This is a genomic window from Ruegeria sp. HKCCD8929 (genome assembly GCF_013031405.1).
Lineage (GTDB): Bacteria > Pseudomonadota > Alphaproteobacteria > Rhodobacterales > Rhodobacteraceae > Ruegeria.
Map to the genome: position 1 here is coordinate 1 of NZ_WPZY01000025.1, position 16570 is coordinate 16570.

17 protein-coding genes are annotated in these 16570 nt (G+C 61.7%); 1 reads left to right on the forward strand and 16 read right to left on the reverse strand.

What is annotated here, in order from left to right:
• Window positions 1–361: 361 nt before the first annotated feature.
• The 13 genes from GOX53_RS22975 to GOX53_RS23035 form a co-directional block, all read right to left on the reverse strand.
• Window positions 362–1138, reverse strand: coding sequence for a DeoR/GlpR family DNA-binding transcription regulator (locus GOX53_RS22975; protein ID WP_171180561.1), 777 nt, complete (start codon window positions 1136–1138; stop codon window positions 362–364).
• 28 nt (window positions 1139–1166) lie between these two features.
• Window positions 1167–2057: an HAD-IIA family hydrolase gene (locus GOX53_RS22980; RefSeq protein WP_171180563.1), complete on the reverse strand. Its 891-nt coding sequence runs from the start codon at window positions 2055–2057 to the stop codon at window positions 1167–1169.
• A 57-nt stretch (window positions 2058–2114) separates the two neighbouring features.
• Window positions 2115–3194 (reverse strand): sn-glycerol-3-phosphate ABC transporter ATP-binding protein UgpC, encoded by a 1080-nt coding sequence (ugpC, locus tag GOX53_RS22985; RefSeq protein WP_171180565.1) that lies wholly within the window; start codon window positions 3192–3194, stop codon window positions 2115–2117.
• Complete coding sequence (gene ugpE / locus GOX53_RS22990) at window positions 3195–4043, reverse strand: sn-glycerol-3-phosphate ABC transporter permease UgpE (protein WP_171180568.1); 849 nt, start codon at window positions 4041–4043, stop codon at window positions 3195–3197.
• Window positions 4043–4924, reverse strand: coding sequence for a sn-glycerol-3-phosphate ABC transporter permease UgpA (ugpA, locus tag GOX53_RS22995; protein WP_171180570.1), 882 nt, complete (start codon window positions 4922–4924; stop codon window positions 4043–4045). Before ugpA ends, ugpE begins: the two co-directional genes overlap by 1 nt.
• 97 nt (window positions 4925–5021) lie before the next feature.
• The gene (gene ugpB / locus GOX53_RS23000) at window positions 5022–6338 is read right to left on the reverse strand and encodes a sn-glycerol-3-phosphate ABC transporter substrate-binding protein UgpB (protein WP_171180572.1); all 1317 of its coding nucleotides are present in this window, start codon (window positions 6336–6338) and stop codon (window positions 5022–5024) included.
• A 335-nt stretch (window positions 6339–6673) separates the two neighbouring features.
• Entirely contained in the window at window positions 6674–7039 is a 366-nt protein-coding gene (locus GOX53_RS23005) for a cupin domain-containing protein (RefSeq protein ID WP_171180573.1), read from the reverse strand.
• 29 nt (window positions 7040–7068) lie between these two features.
• A complete protein-coding gene (locus GOX53_RS23010) occupies window positions 7069–8472 on the reverse strand; it encodes an FAD-binding oxidoreductase (protein WP_171180574.1) in 1404 nt (467 codons plus the stop codon).
• Between the two features lie 29 nt (window positions 8473–8501).
• Entirely contained in the window at window positions 8502–8888 is a 387-nt protein-coding gene (locus tag GOX53_RS23015) for a nuclear transport factor 2 family protein (protein WP_171180575.1), read from the reverse strand.
• 26 nt (window positions 8889–8914) lie between these two features.
• Window positions 8915–9409: a universal stress protein gene (locus GOX53_RS23020; protein WP_171180576.1), complete on the reverse strand. Its 495-nt coding sequence runs from the start codon at window positions 9407–9409 to the stop codon at window positions 8915–8917.
• Between the two features lie 18 nt (window positions 9410–9427).
• A complete protein-coding gene (locus GOX53_RS23025) occupies window positions 9428–10768 on the reverse strand; it encodes a TRAP transporter large permease (RefSeq protein WP_171180577.1) in 1341 nt (446 codons plus the stop codon).
• Between the two features lie 17 nt (window positions 10769–10785).
• Window positions 10786–11322, reverse strand: a complete 537-nt coding sequence (locus GOX53_RS23030) for a TRAP transporter small permease (RefSeq protein WP_171180578.1) — start codon at window positions 11320–11322, stop codon at window positions 10786–10788.
• Window positions 11323–11392: 70 nt separating this feature from the next.
• Window positions 11393–12406: a TRAP transporter substrate-binding protein gene (locus GOX53_RS23035; protein ID WP_171180579.1), complete on the reverse strand. Its 1014-nt coding sequence runs from the start codon at window positions 12404–12406 to the stop codon at window positions 11393–11395.
• Between the two features lie 157 nt (window positions 12407–12563).
• On the opposite strand from GOX53_RS23035, the gene GOX53_RS23040 reads away from it, so the two are divergent.
• On the forward strand, window positions 12564–13484 hold the full coding sequence (locus tag GOX53_RS23040; protein ID WP_171180581.1) for a LysR family transcriptional regulator: 921 nt from the start codon (window positions 12564–12566) through the stop codon (window positions 13482–13484).
• A 113-nt stretch (window positions 13485–13597) separates the two neighbouring features.
• On the opposite strand, the gene GOX53_RS23045 is transcribed toward GOX53_RS23040, so the two are convergent.
• The 3 genes from GOX53_RS23045 to GOX53_RS23055 all read right to left on the reverse strand — a co-directional run bounded on the left by GOX53_RS23045 (window position 13598) and on the right by GOX53_RS23055 (window position 16543).
• Entirely contained in the window at window positions 13598–15148 is a 1551-nt protein-coding gene (locus GOX53_RS23045) for a polyamine aminopropyltransferase (protein ID WP_171180583.1), read from the reverse strand.
• 75 nt (window positions 15149–15223) lie between these two features.
• On the reverse strand, window positions 15224–15850 hold the full coding sequence (locus GOX53_RS23050; protein ID WP_171180585.1) for a hypothetical protein: 627 nt from the start codon (window positions 15848–15850) through the stop codon (window positions 15224–15226).
• Window positions 15851–15955: 105 nt separating this feature from the next.
• Window positions 15956–16543: a hypothetical protein gene (locus tag GOX53_RS23055; protein WP_171180587.1), complete on the reverse strand. Its 588-nt coding sequence runs from the start codon at window positions 16541–16543 to the stop codon at window positions 15956–15958.
• Between the last annotated feature and the right edge of the window lie 27 nt (window positions 16544–16570).

Sequence of the window (16570 nt, forward strand, 5' to 3'; positions counted from 1 at the left end):
GTCACAACCGTCTCTCCGGCCCGTCACCAGCAACCCTCAAGCGCCGGTGAAGGGCGTTCTAAGACTAACTGCAAATCACCGCAAGCGGAAAATTCGAAATCGGCGAATTTTTTTGCAAAGTCACACTTTTTCGTTTAAAATCAAGAGACTGACTTCAATCTGACCAATCGTCCAATACCCCTACTCCCACCAAACCCGTAACCCCTCTTGCGTCCAAACCCGAGCACGTCGAGTCGTGCCACAACATGTTGTTGGCGAACTTGCGGATCCCACAAGCCAGCAGGCCCGGCAGCACACCGAAACGACTCGCCGAACCCCATGAGACCCGCCTTCACGTCACAAATTTTACCTAACGTGGCCTTCAGCTTCCGCTACAGGCTTCGATCAGCTCTACATCGTCCGGAACACCCGGCGAGCCGGTTGCTCCGGCCTCCGGCAGCTTATCAGTCACGAAACTGTCGAACCGACCCCAGCCGGCAACCGCACATTTGGCGGTCTTGGCCCATTTGCTCTGATCGGCGACCAGAATGGTGTGGCGGGCATGATCCAGCAGCACCCGACCGATCTCGGCATCGAAATGCTTGAAATCCAGAACCCCATGCACGGCGTCCAGCCCGCCGGCACCGATCAGGGCGAAATCAGCCAGAAACCCGGAAAAACCGCGCAGCGTTGCGGGGCCGGCGACGTCGCGATCCTCGGCCCGCAACTGGCCGCCGACCAGATGCACGTCATGGTCGGTCCCGCTGCACAGCAGCCGCGCGACCTCGAGGTTGTTGGTCACGATCGTCAGGTTGGATTTGTCCAGCAGCGCCTCGGCCACATATTGCACCGTCGTGCCGATGCCCAGCAGCACGGTGGACCCATCGGGGATACGCGCGGCGGCGCATTGGCCGATGCTGCGCTTGGCCTCCTCGTTCAGGATGCGTCGGGCCGAGAAGGTCAGGTTCACCGGGTTGCTCGGCGGGGCCACGCCGCCGTGCACCCGCCGCGCCACACCCTGTTCGCACAGTGCATTTATGTCCCGGCGAATGGTCTGGGTCGCGACCCCGAAATGACTGGACAGCGCATTGATCGACAACAGGCCGGAGCCGCGGATCATCTCGACGATCTGCCGCTGCCGGTCGTTCAGCTCCATCATCTCTTTCTCCCCGCGCCGCATGGCGACGCTAAATGGATGGCACGATCCAGTCCGGAGACAGGCCGCTGCGCCCGATGAACGCGTCCACGTCGAGGCCGGCAAAGAGCCCATGCGCGCTGACGAGGACCGAGGTCCAGCCGCGCGCGTTCGCGCCCAGCACATCCGTGTGCAGCGTGTCTCCGATCATCGCGATGCGGGCACGCGGCACGCCGTCCAGCCGTCCTTCGATCTCTTCGAAAACCGACGGAAACGGCTTGCCATGGTACTCCGCCTCGATCCCCAACCTGTCTTGTAAGGCATGCGCAAAATAGCCGGGCTCCAGCGTCAGGCCGGTCTCGCGCGGGGCCACGAGATCAGGGTTGGCAACCACCACCGGGCGCGGGAGGGTACGAAGGCTGTGCTCCAGCAGGGTTTGCCGGGCTTCGGTCCAGATCGCCGAACTGAGCAGCAGGAAACCGTCGACCCGGTCGTAATCAGCACGTGCCTCACCCAGAGGCACATTGTTCACGCTCAATTCGCCGCGATCGAAACCCAGCGGCGCGGCCACACCCCAGAGCGAAACGCTTCGCCGGGACAGGTGCGCCTCGCACACGTCGCGGCTCGAAATGATTTCGGCCGGTGTGAAATCGAACCCGAGCCTGTGGAACTTGGCCAGTGTGGCGGCGCGGTTATAGCTGGCGGCGTTGGTCAGAACGAACAGCCGCTTGCCCGCCGCGCGCAGCATCGCCACACGCTCGGCGGCGCCGGAGATCGGGCGCTCGCCCACGTTCAAAACCCCGAAGGCGTCGAAGACAACGGCGTCGAATTCACCGGCCAGGTCCCCGAGATCAGCCGCAGACCGCGCCGCACCGGGCCGCCGCATACCGGGCAGGCGGTGGCGGATCGCCTCATACCGGTCAAAGGCGGCTTCGGGTGTCATCGTCCGCCTCACTGTCTCGCACGCCATTGCCATTTCCGGGATCCGATCCTTTCGCGCTCAGTTCAGCCGGGTACCGTTCTGCGCGTCGAACAGGTGCACGTTCTCCATCGCGAAGGTCAGCGGCAAGCGGGTGCCGGGGGCGCTGGTCTGCACCCCGTGCAGGCGGATCGACAACACGTTGTCGCCGCCGTTCAAAGTGCCGTGCACCACCGTGTCGGCGCCGAGCTGCTCCAGAAAGCCCACGGTCAGGTCCATCTGGCCCTGCCCTTCGGCGGCGTGTTGCAGATGTTCGGGGCGCACGCCCATGATCACCGATTGCCCGGCAGACACCGGCAGTTCAGCGGCGAAATGCACCTGCTCGGCGCCGTGATAGACCAGCGACTGGCGGTCCTCGCCCACGGTGCCCTCGAACATGTTCATGGCGGGGCTGCCGATGAAATCCGCCACGAACCGGGTGGCGGGGCGCAGGTACAAGTCCATCGGGGTTCCGATCTGCTCGACCCGGCCCGCATTCATGATGATGATCCGGTCGGCCAGGCTCATCGCCTCGACCTGATCGTGGGTCACGTAGATGAAGGTGGCGCCCAGCCGCTGGTGCAGCGCCTTCAGCTCGGCACGCAGCTGGGTTCGCAGCTTGGCGTCGAGGTTCGACAGCGGCTCATCGAACAGGAACACCTTGGGATCGCGTACGATGGCGCGGCCCATGGCGACCCGCTGGCGCTGACCGCCCGAGAGCTGCCGCGGCTTGCGGTCGAGATAGTCCTCCAGCCTTAGGGTGCGCGACGCCTCGGCAATGCGTTTCGCGATCTCGGCCTTGGGCAGGCCCTCGTTCTTGAGCCCGTATTCCATGTTCCCGCGCACGCTCATATGCGGATAGAGCGCATAGTTCTGGAACACCATGGCAATGTCGCGGTCGCCGGGCTCAAGCTCGTTCACACGGCGGCCGTCGATCTGCAACTCGCCCTCGGTGATGGTTTCCAGCCCTGCGATCATCCGCAGGATGGTGGATTTGCCACAGCCCGAGGGGCCCACCAGCACGATGAACTCGCCATCGTCGATACCCACATTCACGTCCGATACCGCGGTCACCCCGCCCGGATAGACCTTGCCCAGCGATGAGATGTTCAGAGTGGCCATTTACTTCTCGCTTTCAACCAGCCCTTTGACAAAGAGCTTCTGCATTGCAACGACGACCAGCACCGGCGGGATCATGGCCAGCACGGCGGTGCCCATGATGTAATGCCAGACCGGCAGGCTCTCGCCCGAGTTCACCATGCGCTGGATGCCCATGACGACGGTGTAGAGCCCTTCGTCGGATGTGATCAGGAACGGCCAGAGATACTGGTTCCAGCCAAAGATGAAGAGGATGATGAAGAGCGCGGCGATATTCGTCCGGCTCAGCGGCAGCAGGATGTCCCAGAAGAACCGCAAGGGGCCCGCTCGGTCGATCCGCGCCGCCTCGACCAGTTCATCCGGTATGGTCAGGAAGAACTGCCGGAACAGGAAGGTGGCGGTCGCCGATGCGATCAGCGGCACGGTGAGGCCCGCATAGGTGTTCAGCATCCCCATCTTCACCACCACGTCATAGGTCGGCAGGATCCGCACCTCGACCGGCAGCATCAGGGTGATGAAGATCATCCAGAAGAACCCCATGCGGAAGGGGAAGCGGAAATACACGATGGCATAGGCCGAGATGATCGAGATGGCGATTTTGCCGAAGGTGATGCACAGCGCCATGATCAGGCTGTTGAACATCATCCGCCCGATCGGCACGCCGCCCGCCTCGGGTAGGCCACCGGCCAAGAGTTGCGAGTAGTTCTCCCACATCTGGCCGCCGAACCACATCGGAATCGGCGACCGGCTCAGCGCCTCGGGGCCATGGGTCGAGGCGACCAGCGCCATCCACACCGGAAAGCACAGGAACACCACCCCGAGGATCAGAACCGCATGGGTGAGGAAGGTCAGGAAAGGGCGATTTTCAACCATCAGTACTGCACCTTGCGCTCGACATAGCGGAACTGGACAAAGGTCATCGCGATCACCAGCCCCATCAGGATCACTGACTGCGCGGCGGACGATCCGTAGTCCTGCCCGATGAAGCCGGTATTGTAGACACGGAAGACCAGGATCGAGGTCGCATCGACCGGCCCGCCCTCGGTGGTGGCGTGGATCAGGGCGAAGGTGTCAAAGAAGGCGTAGACCAGATTGACGACCAGAAGGAAGAATGTGGTCGGCGTCAGCAGCGGGAACACGATGGTCCAGAACCGGCGCACCGGGCCCGCGCGGTCGATGGCGGCGGCCTCGATCATGGATTTCGGGATAGATTGCAGCCCGGCCAGGAAAAACAGGAAGTTATAGCTCACCTGTTTCCACGCCGCCGCGACGATCACCAGGAACAGGGCCTGATCGCCATTTACGTAGTGGTTCCACTCGACGCCCACACCGCTCAGCCAGTAGCTGACGATGCCCAGGCTCGGGTTCATCAGGAAATACCAGATCACCCCGGCCAGCGCGGGGGCCACCGCATAGGGCCAGATCAGCAATGTCCGGTATCCGGTGGCCGCCTTGACCACCCGGTTCGCCGCCACCGCCAGACCCAGCGAGATCGCCATGGCCAGAAACGCCACCGAAATGCCGAAGATCAGCGAGGTGCGGAAGGATTTCAGGTATCCGGGGTCCTTGAACAGTTCGAAGTAATTCGTCAGCCCCACCCATTCGCGGGAAAAGCCGAACGCATCCTCGATGAAGAACGAGCTTTCAAGCGCCTGATAGGACGGCCAGAAGAAGAAGATCACCGTGATCGCGATCTGCGGCAACACCAGAAGATAGGGCAGCAGCCGGGACCGAAAGACGACACGCTTTTGCATTCATGTCCCCATGTGGAAGCGGCAGAGCGGGCTCTGCGGAGATGGATGCGGAGGCCCCGTATGTCACGGGACCCCCATCAGCACGGATCGAAACCGATCAGCTGTTGGCGTTTTCGAACTTGCGCAGCAGGGCGTTGCCGCGCTCGACCGCTTCATCCATCGCCTCTTTGGCAGTTTTCTCGCCGGACCAGACAGCCTCAAGCTCTTCGTTGATGATGTCGCGGATCTGCACGAAGTTGCCAAAGCGCAGGCCCTTGGAGGCCGGGGTCGGCTCGTTCAGGCTCAGCTGCTTGATCGCGGTGTCGGTCATCGGATCGCTTTCGTAGAAGCCGTCCGCCTGCGACTTTTCATAGGCCGCCGTGGTGATCGGCACATAGCCGGTCTGCTGGTGCCAATAGGCCTGCTGCTCCTGGCTGGACAGGAACTGGAAGAAATCGGCCACACAGGCATATTCCGCCTGCTCCTTGCCATTCAGCACCCACAGCGTCGCGCCACCGATGATCGAGTTCTGCGGCGCTTCGGCAACGGCGGTGTCCAGCGGCAGCATGGTCTGGCCGAACTCGAACTCGGTGATGTCCTTCTTGAACCCGCCATAATAGGCCGACGAGTTGATCCACATCGCGGTTTCGCCGTTCACGAACTGTCCGCGCGAGTCGCCCCGGCGGCCGCCATAGACAAAGAGACCTTCCTTGCCCATGTCCCCGATGCGCTGGATGTGGTTGACCACCGCGTCATTGTTGAAGGTGAACTCGGTCGAGAGCCCGGCAAAGCCGTTCTCTTCGGTGCCCAGCGGGATGTTGTGCCAGGCTGAGTAGTTTTCGATATTCGACCACGACTGCCAGCCGAACGAGAACGGCTTGGGCACGCCGTTTTCCTTGAGTTTACGCGCGGCTTCCTCAACCTCGTCCCAGGTGGTCGGCACGGCCACGCCGGCGGCGTCCAGCGCGGTCTTGTTGTACCACAGAACCGGGGTCGAGCTGTTGAAGGGCAGCGACAGCAGGCGGTTCTCGGTGTCGGTGTAGTAGGAGATCACGGCGGGCAGATAGACCGACTGGTCGAAATCGATCCCGGCATCTTCCATCAGCTTGTAGACCGGATAGATCGCACCCTTGTCCCCGGCGGCCATCATGGTGGCGGTGCCCACCTCGAACACCTGCACGATATGCGGCTGCTCACCAGCGCGGAAGGCGGCGATGGCGGCGGTCATGTTCTCGGTATAGTTGCCCTTGTAGACGGCGTTGATCTGGCAGGTCTCGCTGCCGGCATTGTAATCGGCGGCGAACTTGTCGGTGATCTCGCCCAACTGACCGCCCATGGCGTGCCAGAACTGGACTTCGGCCTTGTCGGCGGCAAAGGCCGCGCTGGCCGCGACGGATGCGATGGCAGTCGCGGAAAGAATGGATTTAACGGTCATTTCGGTCTCCCCAGAGCCTGAAGGGCCATGTTCCCAGCACGTCAGGCGCCTCTTGTTGGATCATTGCGATGCGCGATTCGAACGCGCACTGTGGCAATAATAGACCCTTGTAACGTTCATATGAATAAAATTTGCGGTTCATATGAACATTCGCATGCGTTTGCGCCTGCGATCCGGTTCAGGCTGGCTCGTACCGCGGGACGCGTTGCTGCCGAGGCCGTGGCACAGCGGTGTCGCCCGCTTTGCGGGCAGCTTTATGGCGTGGAACAATGGCGAAAAATGGCTGGCACGGCGATGACGCCCAGCCAGCCTTTCAGACGCGCGCAAGGGGCGTGTTACGCCGACGTGTCCCGGATAACGAAATGCTTGGTGGTGGTCTCGATCACTTCCCAGAACCCGCGAAATCCGTCGGGGATCAGAAAGGACGCACCGGTGCGGAACTCCTGCCGGGTGCCGTCCTCATGGATCAGCGCGCAATGGCCCGAGACGATGTAGCAATATTCATCCTTGTCGGTGAACGCGTGCCACTTGCCGGGGGTCGAGGTCCAGGTCCCGGCAGACAAGCGGCCATCGGGGCTGGTGAAATGCATGCCGACCTTGTGGTGCGGGTCGCCTTCGACCACGCGGTCCGGCAGATCGGCCAGACGCCTCTCGCTTTGCTTCTCGGCTGCGCCGTTCAGATTAATGACATGAGTGGTCATTCGGTGTCTCCGTGAGTGTGATGCGCCGTTCAGGCCACTTCGTCCTTGAGGTAGTACCAGACATAGGCGATGCGCTGGCCGAGCCGCCGGAAGGGTGTGAGCAGCCCGTGGCTGGGCAGTGGCGAGGTGAAGATCGGCAGGTTGAACACCTCGTCCTTCACGCCGGCGATTTGCTGGGCCATGCGGCGTCCGGCTTGCGCCGAATACATCACCCCGTTGCCGCCATAGCCCATCGCATAAAAGATGCGCTCGTCCGGGTTCGGCTGGAAGATGCGGGGCATCATGTCGTGGCTCACATCGACCCAGCCCCACCAGGAGTAATCGAGGTTGATATCCTCAAGTGCCGGGAACTTCCGTGCAAGGCCCTTCCTCAGCTGAGCCAGATGCTTGTCATTCTCGGCATCGCGCCCGGTCACCGCCGAGCGGCTGCCGATCTGCATCCGGTTATCGGGCAGCAGCCGGTAGTAGTGGCGCAGCGTGCGGGTATCGGTCAGCGGCGATTTGGTCTGGATGCCGCATTCCGCCAGCTCGTCCTGCGTCAACGGGCGGGTGACGATCGAGTTCGACAGGATCGGCATCAGGCGATGCCTGGTCTTGGAGTTGAGGCCCGGCGGTGTGTAACCGGCGGTGGCCAGCGCCACCGTCTTGGCCCGCACGATGCCGCCCGGGGTGCGCAGGTGGTGCACGCCGTTCTTCGTCTCCCATCCCATCACCGGGCTGCCGGTGTGGATCTTGACGCCCAGACGGCGGGCCATGTTGACATAGCCAAAGGCCAGCTTGCCTGCGTGAATGCAGGTGCCGTCAGGCTCCCATAGCGCGCCTTGCGCCTCCTGGTCGCGCACGTGTTCGGCGTGCAGTTCGTCGCGTGAAATGATGCGCGAGGCATAGCCGAAGGTCTCGTTCAGCAGCGCGCTTTCCTTCTCCAGCCCCGGCATCACCTTGGCGCGGTGGGCGATGTAGTAGTGCCCGCCCGGCTGCGGGTCGCAGTCGATGTCGTCGCTGGCGATGAGATCGTTGAACAGCTCGAACGCCTCGGAGACCTCGCGGTGCATGCCCTTGGCGGCCTCGACGCCCCAGCGCTCGATCCATTGCGAGCGCTTCAGGCGCCCGGACGAGATCTGGGCCTGCCCGCCATTGCGGGTCGAGCAGCCCCAGGCCACGGTATTTGCTTCCAGAACAATGGCTTGGATGCCGTGTTCCTTGGCAAGGTGAATGGCGGTGGACAGGCCGGTATAGCCCGAACCGACGACAACGACATCCGCGTCCATGTCGCCCGACACGGGACCGTCATCGGCGGGCGGCTGGCCCGCGGTGCCGATCCAATAGGTCGGGGCGTAGTCGCGGTTATGACCCGGACCCGCATCCATGATCGGGTCGTATTTGGGGTCATAGCTGGCCTTGGGCCAGTGCCGAGGGATGGAGTTGTCCACCATTCTAGTCTCCTCCGGTCGCGCGTGGCGGATCAGGCTTTGAACATCGGGCGCGTCTTTCGAAGCGCCTGTTTCACAATGATTTTCCCGTCCCGAAGGGTGAAGAGATCGGCCCCCTCGGCCTCGACCCGCATGCCGTTTGCGTCGGTGCCCGAGAAGGTCCATTCCGACACTGCGCGGTCACCATGCACGAAATGGCTGTGGTGATCCCAATGGGCATCCTTCATGCCCGCCCACACGCCCGAGAACGCGGCGGCGATGGCCTCGGCGCCTTCGACCTTGTTGCCGTATTTCTCGTCACCGGCGACGGTGTAGAACACGCAGTCGTCGGCGAAGTGGGTCATCACGCCGTCAATGTCATGACGGTTGAACGCGTCGAACGTGTCGGACAGGTCCTGCGCGGTCAGGGTTTTGTTCATTTTGTACGTCCTTTTGAGGGGGGTTGTTACGTTTTGTCCTGATGTGGAACGATCAGTGTCGGGATCTTCGAGCGCCGCAGAACGCGCTTGGCCACGGTGCCCAGGAAGGTGTGCGAGAAGCCGTGGTCATGCGCGCCCAGCACGATCAGGTCGCAGCCCAGTTCGGCCGAGCGGCGCAGGATCACCTCGGCCGGGTGGCCGTCGGTGACCTCGACCGAGGTCACCTGTTCGCGGATCTTTTCGTCGTCGCCTTCGAACTGCGCCCAGAACTTGGCCTGCCGCTCGGCCAGCACCTTGCGCACCATCTCGTGACGGCGCGCGACGGCGGTCTTGCGGGTTTCCTCGTTCAGGATGAACATCTCCATCGTGATCTTGGCATCGTCCGACAGCGGCTCGTTCACATGCAGCACGTGAATCTCCGCCCCGGTGGCCTGCGCGATGCTGGCCGCGTGGCGCATGGCATGACCCGAGTTCTCGGACAGATCGGTCGCAAACAGGATGTTCGTCACCAGCTGTTTCATGTCGTCATCCTTTCCGGGTCAGTAGCCAAAGACGCGTGGCAGCCACAGCGACAGTTCAGGGAAGAAGGCGATGATGAAGATCGCGATCGTGTTGGCCGCCGCAAACGGCAGGGCACGCAGCGAGATTTGCTCGATCGAGATGTTCGATATCCCCGAGGCGATAAACAGGTTCTCACCCAGCGGCGGCGTCTGGAAGCCGATGCCGAGAGTACAGACCATCACCACGCCGAAGTGGATCGGGTCGATGCCCACCGAATAGGCCACCGGCAGCATCACCGGCACCAGGATCAGGATGGTGGCCAGCGTCTCCATGAACATGCCGACAAACAGCAGGAAGAAAATGATCAGCGCCCAGATCACGTAGAGGTTCGAGGTGAAGCTGAGCATGCTTTCCGCGATGATCGCCGGGATCTGGTTTTCCACCAGCAGGCGCCCGAACACGGTTGCGGTGAACAGGATCAGCAGCACGCGTCCGGTCAGCCATGTGGTGGCTTCCAGGGCCTGGAACAGCGAGTTCCACGTCAGCTCGCGGTAGATGACGACGCCCACGACCAGCGTGTAGAAGATCGCCACGATGGCGGCCTCGGTCGGAGTGAAGAAGCCGGTATAGATACCGCCCAGGATCACCAGCGGCGCCATCAGCGACCAGAAGCCGCGATACATCTCACACATCACGTGGCGGAAGGACCAGCCATCGGCAACGCCCTTGTAGCCGCGCTTTTTCGACATGATGAAGTTCAGGATCAGCAGGCTGGTGGCGATCAGGAAGGCCGGGACGAAACCCGCGATGAACAGTTTCGAGATCGAGACCGACTGGAAGGTGCCGAATTTCTCGACCGCTTCCGGCGGCGGCGCCATGCCGAGCGCGGCAATGCCGAAGATCACCATCGGGATCGAGGGAGGAATAATGATCCCGAGGCCGCCCGAGGAGGCCGTGATCGCAGAGGCATAGCCGCGCTCATAGCCGCGGTCGATCATCGCGGGGATCATCAGCATCCCCACAGCCGCGGTTGTTGCCGGGCCCGAGCCCGAGATGGCGCCGAAGAACAGGCAGGCCATGACCGTGGCCGCCGAGATACCGCCGGTGAACGGCCCGGCCAGACTTTCGGCCACGTTGATCAGCCGTTTCGAGATGCCGGCGGCCTCCATCAGCGCGCCGGCCAGAATGAAGGCAGGAAGCGCCATCAGCGGGAAGGCCCCCACCGAGGTAAAGGCGATCTGCACGAATTTGATCGGGTTCTCGTCCAGATAGAGGAACGAGACCAGTGATGCCACACCCAGCGCCACGGTGATCGGTGCGCCGATAAACAGCAAGAACAGAAAGGATCCGAACAGGATGCCTACGATTTCCGTTTCCATGATTTCTACTCCCTACCTCAGTTGTGCTTTGCCGCTTCGGTGGCGGCTTTGATCTCGTCCAGGTCGATCTGGTCGGGATCATGGATGTCCTCGCCCTTGACGAGCTTGAGGTAGTTCACCTGAATGATGCGGATGGTCATCAGCGCAAAGGCGATGGGGAGCACCATGTAGATGTATTTCATCTCGATGCCCAAGGTCTGGGATTTCCAGAACTTGTTCATCTTGTTGAAGACGAAATCGGTGGCCAGGTAGAGGAAATAGACGTTGAAGAAGAGCCAGAAGAGATCGGCGAAGGCTTCGATGTACTTGATCGCGCCGTCCGGCAGGAACTTGAACTGGAATGTCACCCGGTTATGCGCGCCCTTGAGCGCTGCGTAGCTGGCGCCGAAATAGACGAACCAGACGAACATGTAGACCGAGAGTTCCTCGATCCAGCTGATCGAGAAGCCGAACACCTCGCGCGCGATGATCTGCACGAAGAGCAGGATGACAAAGCCGGATAGCAAAATCCGGCAGATGATACTTTCTATATTGTCCAGGAATTTCCAGAACATGATGATTTTCCTCCTCCCTAGGGGGGAAAGAGCGCCGGAGCGCTCTTTCCAATCTTTTTTGTTCCGGAAGTTACTGGACCGGGTCGCGCCCGATGGCGGACAGAACCGCGTTCAGCTTTTCGACACCGCCGATGGAGTCGTAGAACTGCGGCCAGACTGCATCGGTGGCGAGCTGGATGAACTCGGCCTCGTCGTTTTCAGGATCGACGATTTCCATGCCCTTGGAGGTCAGTTCTTCCTTGATCGCGGCCTCGCTGTCGCGCAGGAACTGGGCCGAGGCGAGGGTCGCTTCCTGACCGGCGTCAAGGAACATCTTCTGCTCGTCTTCCGAGAGATCCTGGAAGACCGCTTCGGAGACGATGAGCGGCTCGATGGAGAAGATGTAACGCAGGTTGGTCACGTGGTTCTGGACCTCGTAGAACTTCATCGCGTTGATGGTCAGGTACGGGTTGTCCTGACCGTCGACCACCTTGGTCTGCAGGCCGGTGAAGGTTTCCGACCAGGCCATCGGGGTCGGGTTGATGCCCCAGGCCTTGTAGGTTTCGATCATGATCTCGTTCTTGGGAACGCGGATGATCAGGTCCTGCAGGTCGGCGACCGTTGTGACCGACTTTTTCGAGTTGGTCAGGCGGCGGAAGCCGGTATAGGTCCAGCCGATGATGCGCACGCCGGCGTCACGGATGGTGTTTTCCACCAGTTCCTGGCCGATGGGGCCCTGGGTCAGGGTTTCGGCGTCTTCCAGGCTGAGGATCACGTAAGGCAGGGTGAACACGCCAACGCTGGGCGAGAACGGCGTGATGTTGTTGATCGCCAGCAGCGACATGTCCAGCGTACCGATTGCGGCCTCGTTGACGGTGTCCTGCTCTGAGCCCAACTGACCGTTCAGAAACAGGGTTGCGGTGTGTTCGCCGCCCGACTTCTCCTCCAGCGCCTTGACGAAGGCCAGACCAAGAGCTTCCTGTGCGCTGCCCGCGCTGTCGCCTACGGCGATCTTGAAGTTCTTTGCGTCTGCTGCGCCCGCACCCATCAGCGCCGCCACGGAAACGGCGGCGGTGAAGGTGCCGAGCTTTTTGATGAATGACATGGATGTCCTCCCATTTGTCGGTTTTTCGAGGTGCGCGCTGCCCTGGGGAGAGGTGGGGCAATCCGATTCTACCTCGGCGGCGCAAACCTACATTGCGGATAATGTTTCAAGAATGTAATCTTGTGCGCGTTAGGTTTCACAAATAGCGAACCTTGGAATGAATCAGAGAGCCCTGGTCGCGCGCATTGGCGACGCCGATATCAAGCTGTTGCGGATCTTCAAGTCGGTGGTCGAAAGTGGCGGTTTGTCGGCGGCCGAGGTGGATCTGAACATCGGCAAATCCACCATCTCGAAACATATCGCCGATCTGGAGCATCGGCTGGACCTGAAACTGTGTAACCGGGGGCCGGCGGGATTTTCGCTGACCGAGGATGGCGACAAGGTGCTGCGGGCGGCGGAGAACCTGCTGGCCTCGGTGTCGCATTTCCGGACCGAAGTGAATGATATCAAGCAGAAACTGGTCGGTACCATCCGCGTTGCCTTGTTCGACCAATGCGCGTCGAACCCGGAATCCCACCTGGCGCAGGCGATCCACCGCTTCAACAGAGCGGCCCCCGGGGTCGAGATCGAGCTGTCGCTGGAGCCGCCCAACATCATCGAAACCATGGTGATCGGCGGACAGCTCGACCTTGGGATCGTGGCACTGCACCGGCCCTCGTCGAGCCTGGATTACGCGCCGCTTTATGGGGAGAACATGTACCTGTATTGCGGCAAGGGACACCGGTTTTTTGGCGACCACCAGAGCGCGCTGGGGATGCAGGATGTGCGGGCCGCGAACTATGCGGGCATCAGCGTAAATTCGCCCAACCTCTATATCGGTCAGAAACTGGGGCTGCGCCGGGCGGCGAAAGTGCAGAGCGAACAGGCGTTGGCGATCCTCATCATGTCGGGCCGGTATCTGGGATTCCTGCCGGATCATCTGGCCAAGGAGTTCGTTCGGAGGGAGTTGATGCAGGCGGTGCTGCCCGATCACATCCACTATCGCACGCGGTTCGCGGCGATCACCCGCAAGCGCCCGGTGCCGACGCGGACCACGAAGCTGTTTCTGGAAACGCTGCTGGATCAGCACGCGGGCTGAGTGCGCCGGGCCTGAGGCGTTTTCAGTTCAAGTTGGATCGGTTTTCGCTACCTCTCACCTCCGGTTCGAACGCAGAAAACCGATGCATTGGTTCAACGAGAACTGGAAACGCTTTAGTAGCCGGACACGTCGCGCGCGTATTCCTGGTAGATGCCCGGGTTGAAGATCGAGTTCACCGCCAGTTCGCGCCGGGGCAGCAGGTCGGCGGGAAACACCCGGGCGGCGGCAAAGACCTGCGGGGTGAGGAACCGCAGACCCTCGGGCAGGTCACCCAGGTCGGTGCCCGGGCGGTTGCTGGCCAGATTGAAGCCCCAGACCCCGAAGGACGGGATGGGCATCTGATAATTCACCACCTGCGGGAAAATCTCGGCCAGGGTTTCGGACACGGTCCAGTAGGTGTGCGGCGAGAAAAACGGCGAGCTGCTTTGGGTCACCAGCACCCCGTCCTCGGCCAGAATGCCTTTGACCATGGCGTAGAATTCGATCGCGTAGAGCTTGGACAGCGCCTCGTTATGCGGGTCGGGGAAGTCGATGATGATCCGGTCATAGGTCTGATCGGTGGATTTGACGAAGTTGAACGCGTCGGTGTTGTGCACGGTCAGCGCTGGCGAGGCCATGGAGTTGCCGTTGAGCTGCACGAGCGGGGCGAAGTCGCGGCCCAGATCGGTCATCGCCGGGTCGAGATCGACCAGATCGATACGCGTGACACTGGGGTGTTTGAGAACCTCGCGAACGGCGAGACCGTCGCCGCCGCCCAGCACCAGCACCGTCTTTGGCGCATCCTCGCCCCAGGACAGGACGGGATGCACCAGTGCCTCGTGATAGCGGTACTCGTCCACTTCGGCGAATTGCAGATGGCCGTCGATGAACAGGCGCACATCGTTTTTCTGCCAGGTGTTGGTAACCACCAGCGACTGATACTGCGACTGCTTGCGCCAGACGATGCGGTCGAAATAGAGGTGATCCTGCGCAAAGGCGGTGATGCGGCCCGCCAGCAGGGTCAGCACGAACAGCAGGACGATGGTGCCCACCGCGCAGGCCAGCATACGCTTGGGCGCATCGAGCCGATCCCACAGCCAGAGCACGCTGAGCAAGCCCACCATGGCATTGGTCAGCCCGATGGCGAACGAGGACGAGATCAGCCCCAGCGACGGCAGCAGCAGGATCGGGAAGAGGACCGAGCCGCCCAGCGCGCCGATATAGTCGAGCGACAGCACATCCGAGATGGATTCGCGCGTCGTCGTGCGCTCGGACAGGACCCGGGTGAGCAGCGGGATCTCCAACCCGACCAGAAACCCGATGGCCGAGATGAAGGTGAACATGCCCACCGTGTAGAACCAGGGCGCGAAAGGAAACAGCAGGAACAGCGAGATGCTGCACAGCCCGCCGATCAGCGCCAGCACCAGCTCGACCCAGATGAAGGCCTGAATCAGATTTCCGAAGATGAAGCGCGAGACATAGGAGCCGACCCCCATCGCGAACATGAAAAAGCCGATGGTCAGCGAGAACTGATAGACCGAGTTGCCCAGCAGGTAGCTGGACACGGTGCCGATGATCAGCTCGTACACGATCCCGCACAGGGCCACGACCAGGATGGCGCCCAATAGAACCGCGGCCTGTTTCTGCGGCAGATCGGCGTAGCGGAGCGTTTGGGTTTCGGTCATTTCGATGTCTCTGAGTGCTTCGGGTCGTGCGGGGTCTGCAATTCGGCCCGGGTATGGAAGCTGCGTCGTGACAGGTTACTTGCCCGCCCGCAATCCCCCAGACCGCAGCCGGGCCCAGATGCCCGTGCGACTGCCCTGCGAACTGGCAGCCTTGGGGGCGACATAGCTGCTTCGGGGTGTGGTCGAGCGTTCCTGAAAGCTGGAGGCCGCGATCCCGGCTGCCCGCTGCCGGCCGATCAGGTGGCCCAGCAAGGCGCCTGCGATAAATCCGGAGCCGGCAAAGCGCTTGTCCGCGGCCCAGCCGGTGACGTCGGTGGCAATCAGCCGGTTGTCGGCCTCGTCGATCTCGACGGTGAAGACGTCGCGCTCGCCGGTATCGCGGTTTCCGTCGGCGTTGTCGTCGGCATAGCCGGTGAATTTGGCGTCACTCCCGATCTCGATCCCCAGTTGCTTGTCGTAAAACCGAGGCTCGTTGTTCAGAACCTCGGTCAGAAAGACGGCGAACTCATCGAGCTGCGCGTCCGAGGCTTCCCTGATCTTCGCTTTGGACAGTTTCTGCTGGTATTTGACGATGGCAAACTCGGTCCGGTCCAGAACCTGGCCCAGATCCACCCTCTGCTCTCCTGCCGGAGCGTCCGGGCCGGGCAGCAAGACCCATCCCAGGACCAGAACAACGATTATCGTCGCTATTACGCGCAACATGCGAAAACCCCTTTGGTCAGTGCCCCCTGCCCTTTTTCATCTTATGCGGGGGTGCGCCAGACCCGATGCACCCCCGCTGGCATTGCTGCCGCCACGTCCGTCGGGTTACTTGCCCGCCCGCAGACCGCCCGAGCGTGCGCTGCGCGGTGCGCTGTAGCTGCTGCGCGGCGTGACGGTGCGGTTGTTGAAGCTGGCGGCCGAAACCCCGGCCGAGCGCTGGCGTCCGATCAGGTTGCCCAGCAGCGCCCCAGCCAGAAAGCCCGCGCCCGAGAACCGCAGACCCGCCGAGGACCCGGCGGTGTCGGTCGCGATCAGGCGGTTGTTGGCCTCGTCGATCTCGATGGTAAAGACATCGCCTTCGTCGCTATCCTTGATGCCGTTCGTGTTGGCATCGGCAAAGCCCAGGAACTTGGCGTCGGTCTGGATCTCAAGCCCCAGCTGCTTGTCGTAAAAGCGCGGATCCGAGTTCAGGATCTGGGTCAGGAAACCGGCGAACTCGTCCACCTCGTTGTTGGTGGCTTCGGCGATGCCGTTCTGGTCGAGATATTCCTGATATTTGACGATGGCGAACTCGGTCCGGTCCAGAACCTGACCCAGATCGGCGGTCTGCTCGGACTGGGGTGCCAGAAAGATCGAATAGGCAAAATATCCGAGAACGCCGAGGATGACGATCCCTTTGAGTTTTCCGAACATGTAATACTCCTACTAATTCAGGTCCGT

Excerpts from the sequence above, each read along its gene's own strand:
- GOX53_RS22975 (WP_171180561.1), bottom strand. The coding sequence starts at position 1,138 with ATGATGGAGCTGAACGACCGGCAGCGGCAGATCGTCGAGATGATCCGC.
- GOX53_RS22980 (WP_171180563.1), bottom strand. The coding sequence starts at position 2,057 with ATGACACCCGAAGCCGCCTTTGACCGGTATGAGGCGATCCGCCACCGC.
- ugpC (WP_171180565.1), bottom strand. The coding sequence starts at position 3,194 with ATGGCCACTCTGAACATCTCATCGCTGGGCAAGGTCTATCCGGGCGGG.
- ugpE (WP_171180568.1), bottom strand. The coding sequence starts at position 4,043 with ATGGTTGAAAATCGCCCTTTCCTGACCTTCCTCACCCATGCGGTTCTG.
- ugpA (WP_171180570.1), bottom strand. The coding sequence starts at position 4,924 with ATGCAAAAGCGTGTCGTCTTTCGGTCCCGGCTGCTGCCCTATCTTCTG.
- ugpB (WP_171180572.1), bottom strand. The coding sequence starts at position 6,338 with ATGACCGTTAAATCCATTCTTTCCGCGACTGCCATCGCATCCGTCGCG.
- GOX53_RS23005 (WP_171180573.1), bottom strand. The coding sequence starts at position 7,039 with ATGACCACTCATGTCATTAATCTGAACGGCGCAGCCGAGAAGCAAAGC.
- GOX53_RS23010 (WP_171180574.1), bottom strand. The coding sequence starts at position 8,472 with ATGGTGGACAACTCCATCCCTCGGCACTGGCCCAAGGCCAGCTATGAC.
- GOX53_RS23015 (WP_171180575.1), bottom strand. The coding sequence starts at position 8,888 with ATGAACAAAACCCTGACCGCGCAGGACCTGTCCGACACGTTCGACGCG.
- GOX53_RS23020 (WP_171180576.1), bottom strand. The coding sequence starts at position 9,409 with ATGAAACAGCTGGTGACGAACATCCTGTTTGCGACCGATCTGTCCGAG.
- GOX53_RS23025 (WP_171180577.1), bottom strand. The coding sequence starts at position 10,768 with ATGGAAACGGAAATCGTAGGCATCCTGTTCGGATCCTTTCTGTTCTTG.
- GOX53_RS23030 (WP_171180578.1), bottom strand. The coding sequence starts at position 11,322 with ATGTTCTGGAAATTCCTGGACAATATAGAAAGTATCATCTGCCGGATT.
- GOX53_RS23035 (WP_171180579.1), bottom strand. The coding sequence starts at position 12,406 with ATGTCATTCATCAAAAAGCTCGGCACCTTCACCGCCGCCGTTTCCGTG.
- GOX53_RS23040 (WP_171180581.1), top strand. The coding sequence starts at position 12,564 with ATGAATCAGAGAGCCCTGGTCGCGCGCATTGGCGACGCCGATATCAAG.
- GOX53_RS23045 (WP_171180583.1), bottom strand. The coding sequence starts at position 15,148 with ATGACCGAAACCCAAACGCTCCGCTACGCCGATCTGCCGCAGAAACAG.
- GOX53_RS23050 (WP_171180585.1), bottom strand. The coding sequence starts at position 15,850 with ATGTTGCGCGTAATAGCGACGATAATCGTTGTTCTGGTCCTGGGATGG.
- GOX53_RS23055 (WP_171180587.1), bottom strand. The coding sequence starts at position 16,543 with ATGTTCGGAAAACTCAAAGGGATCGTCATCCTCGGCGTTCTCGGATAT.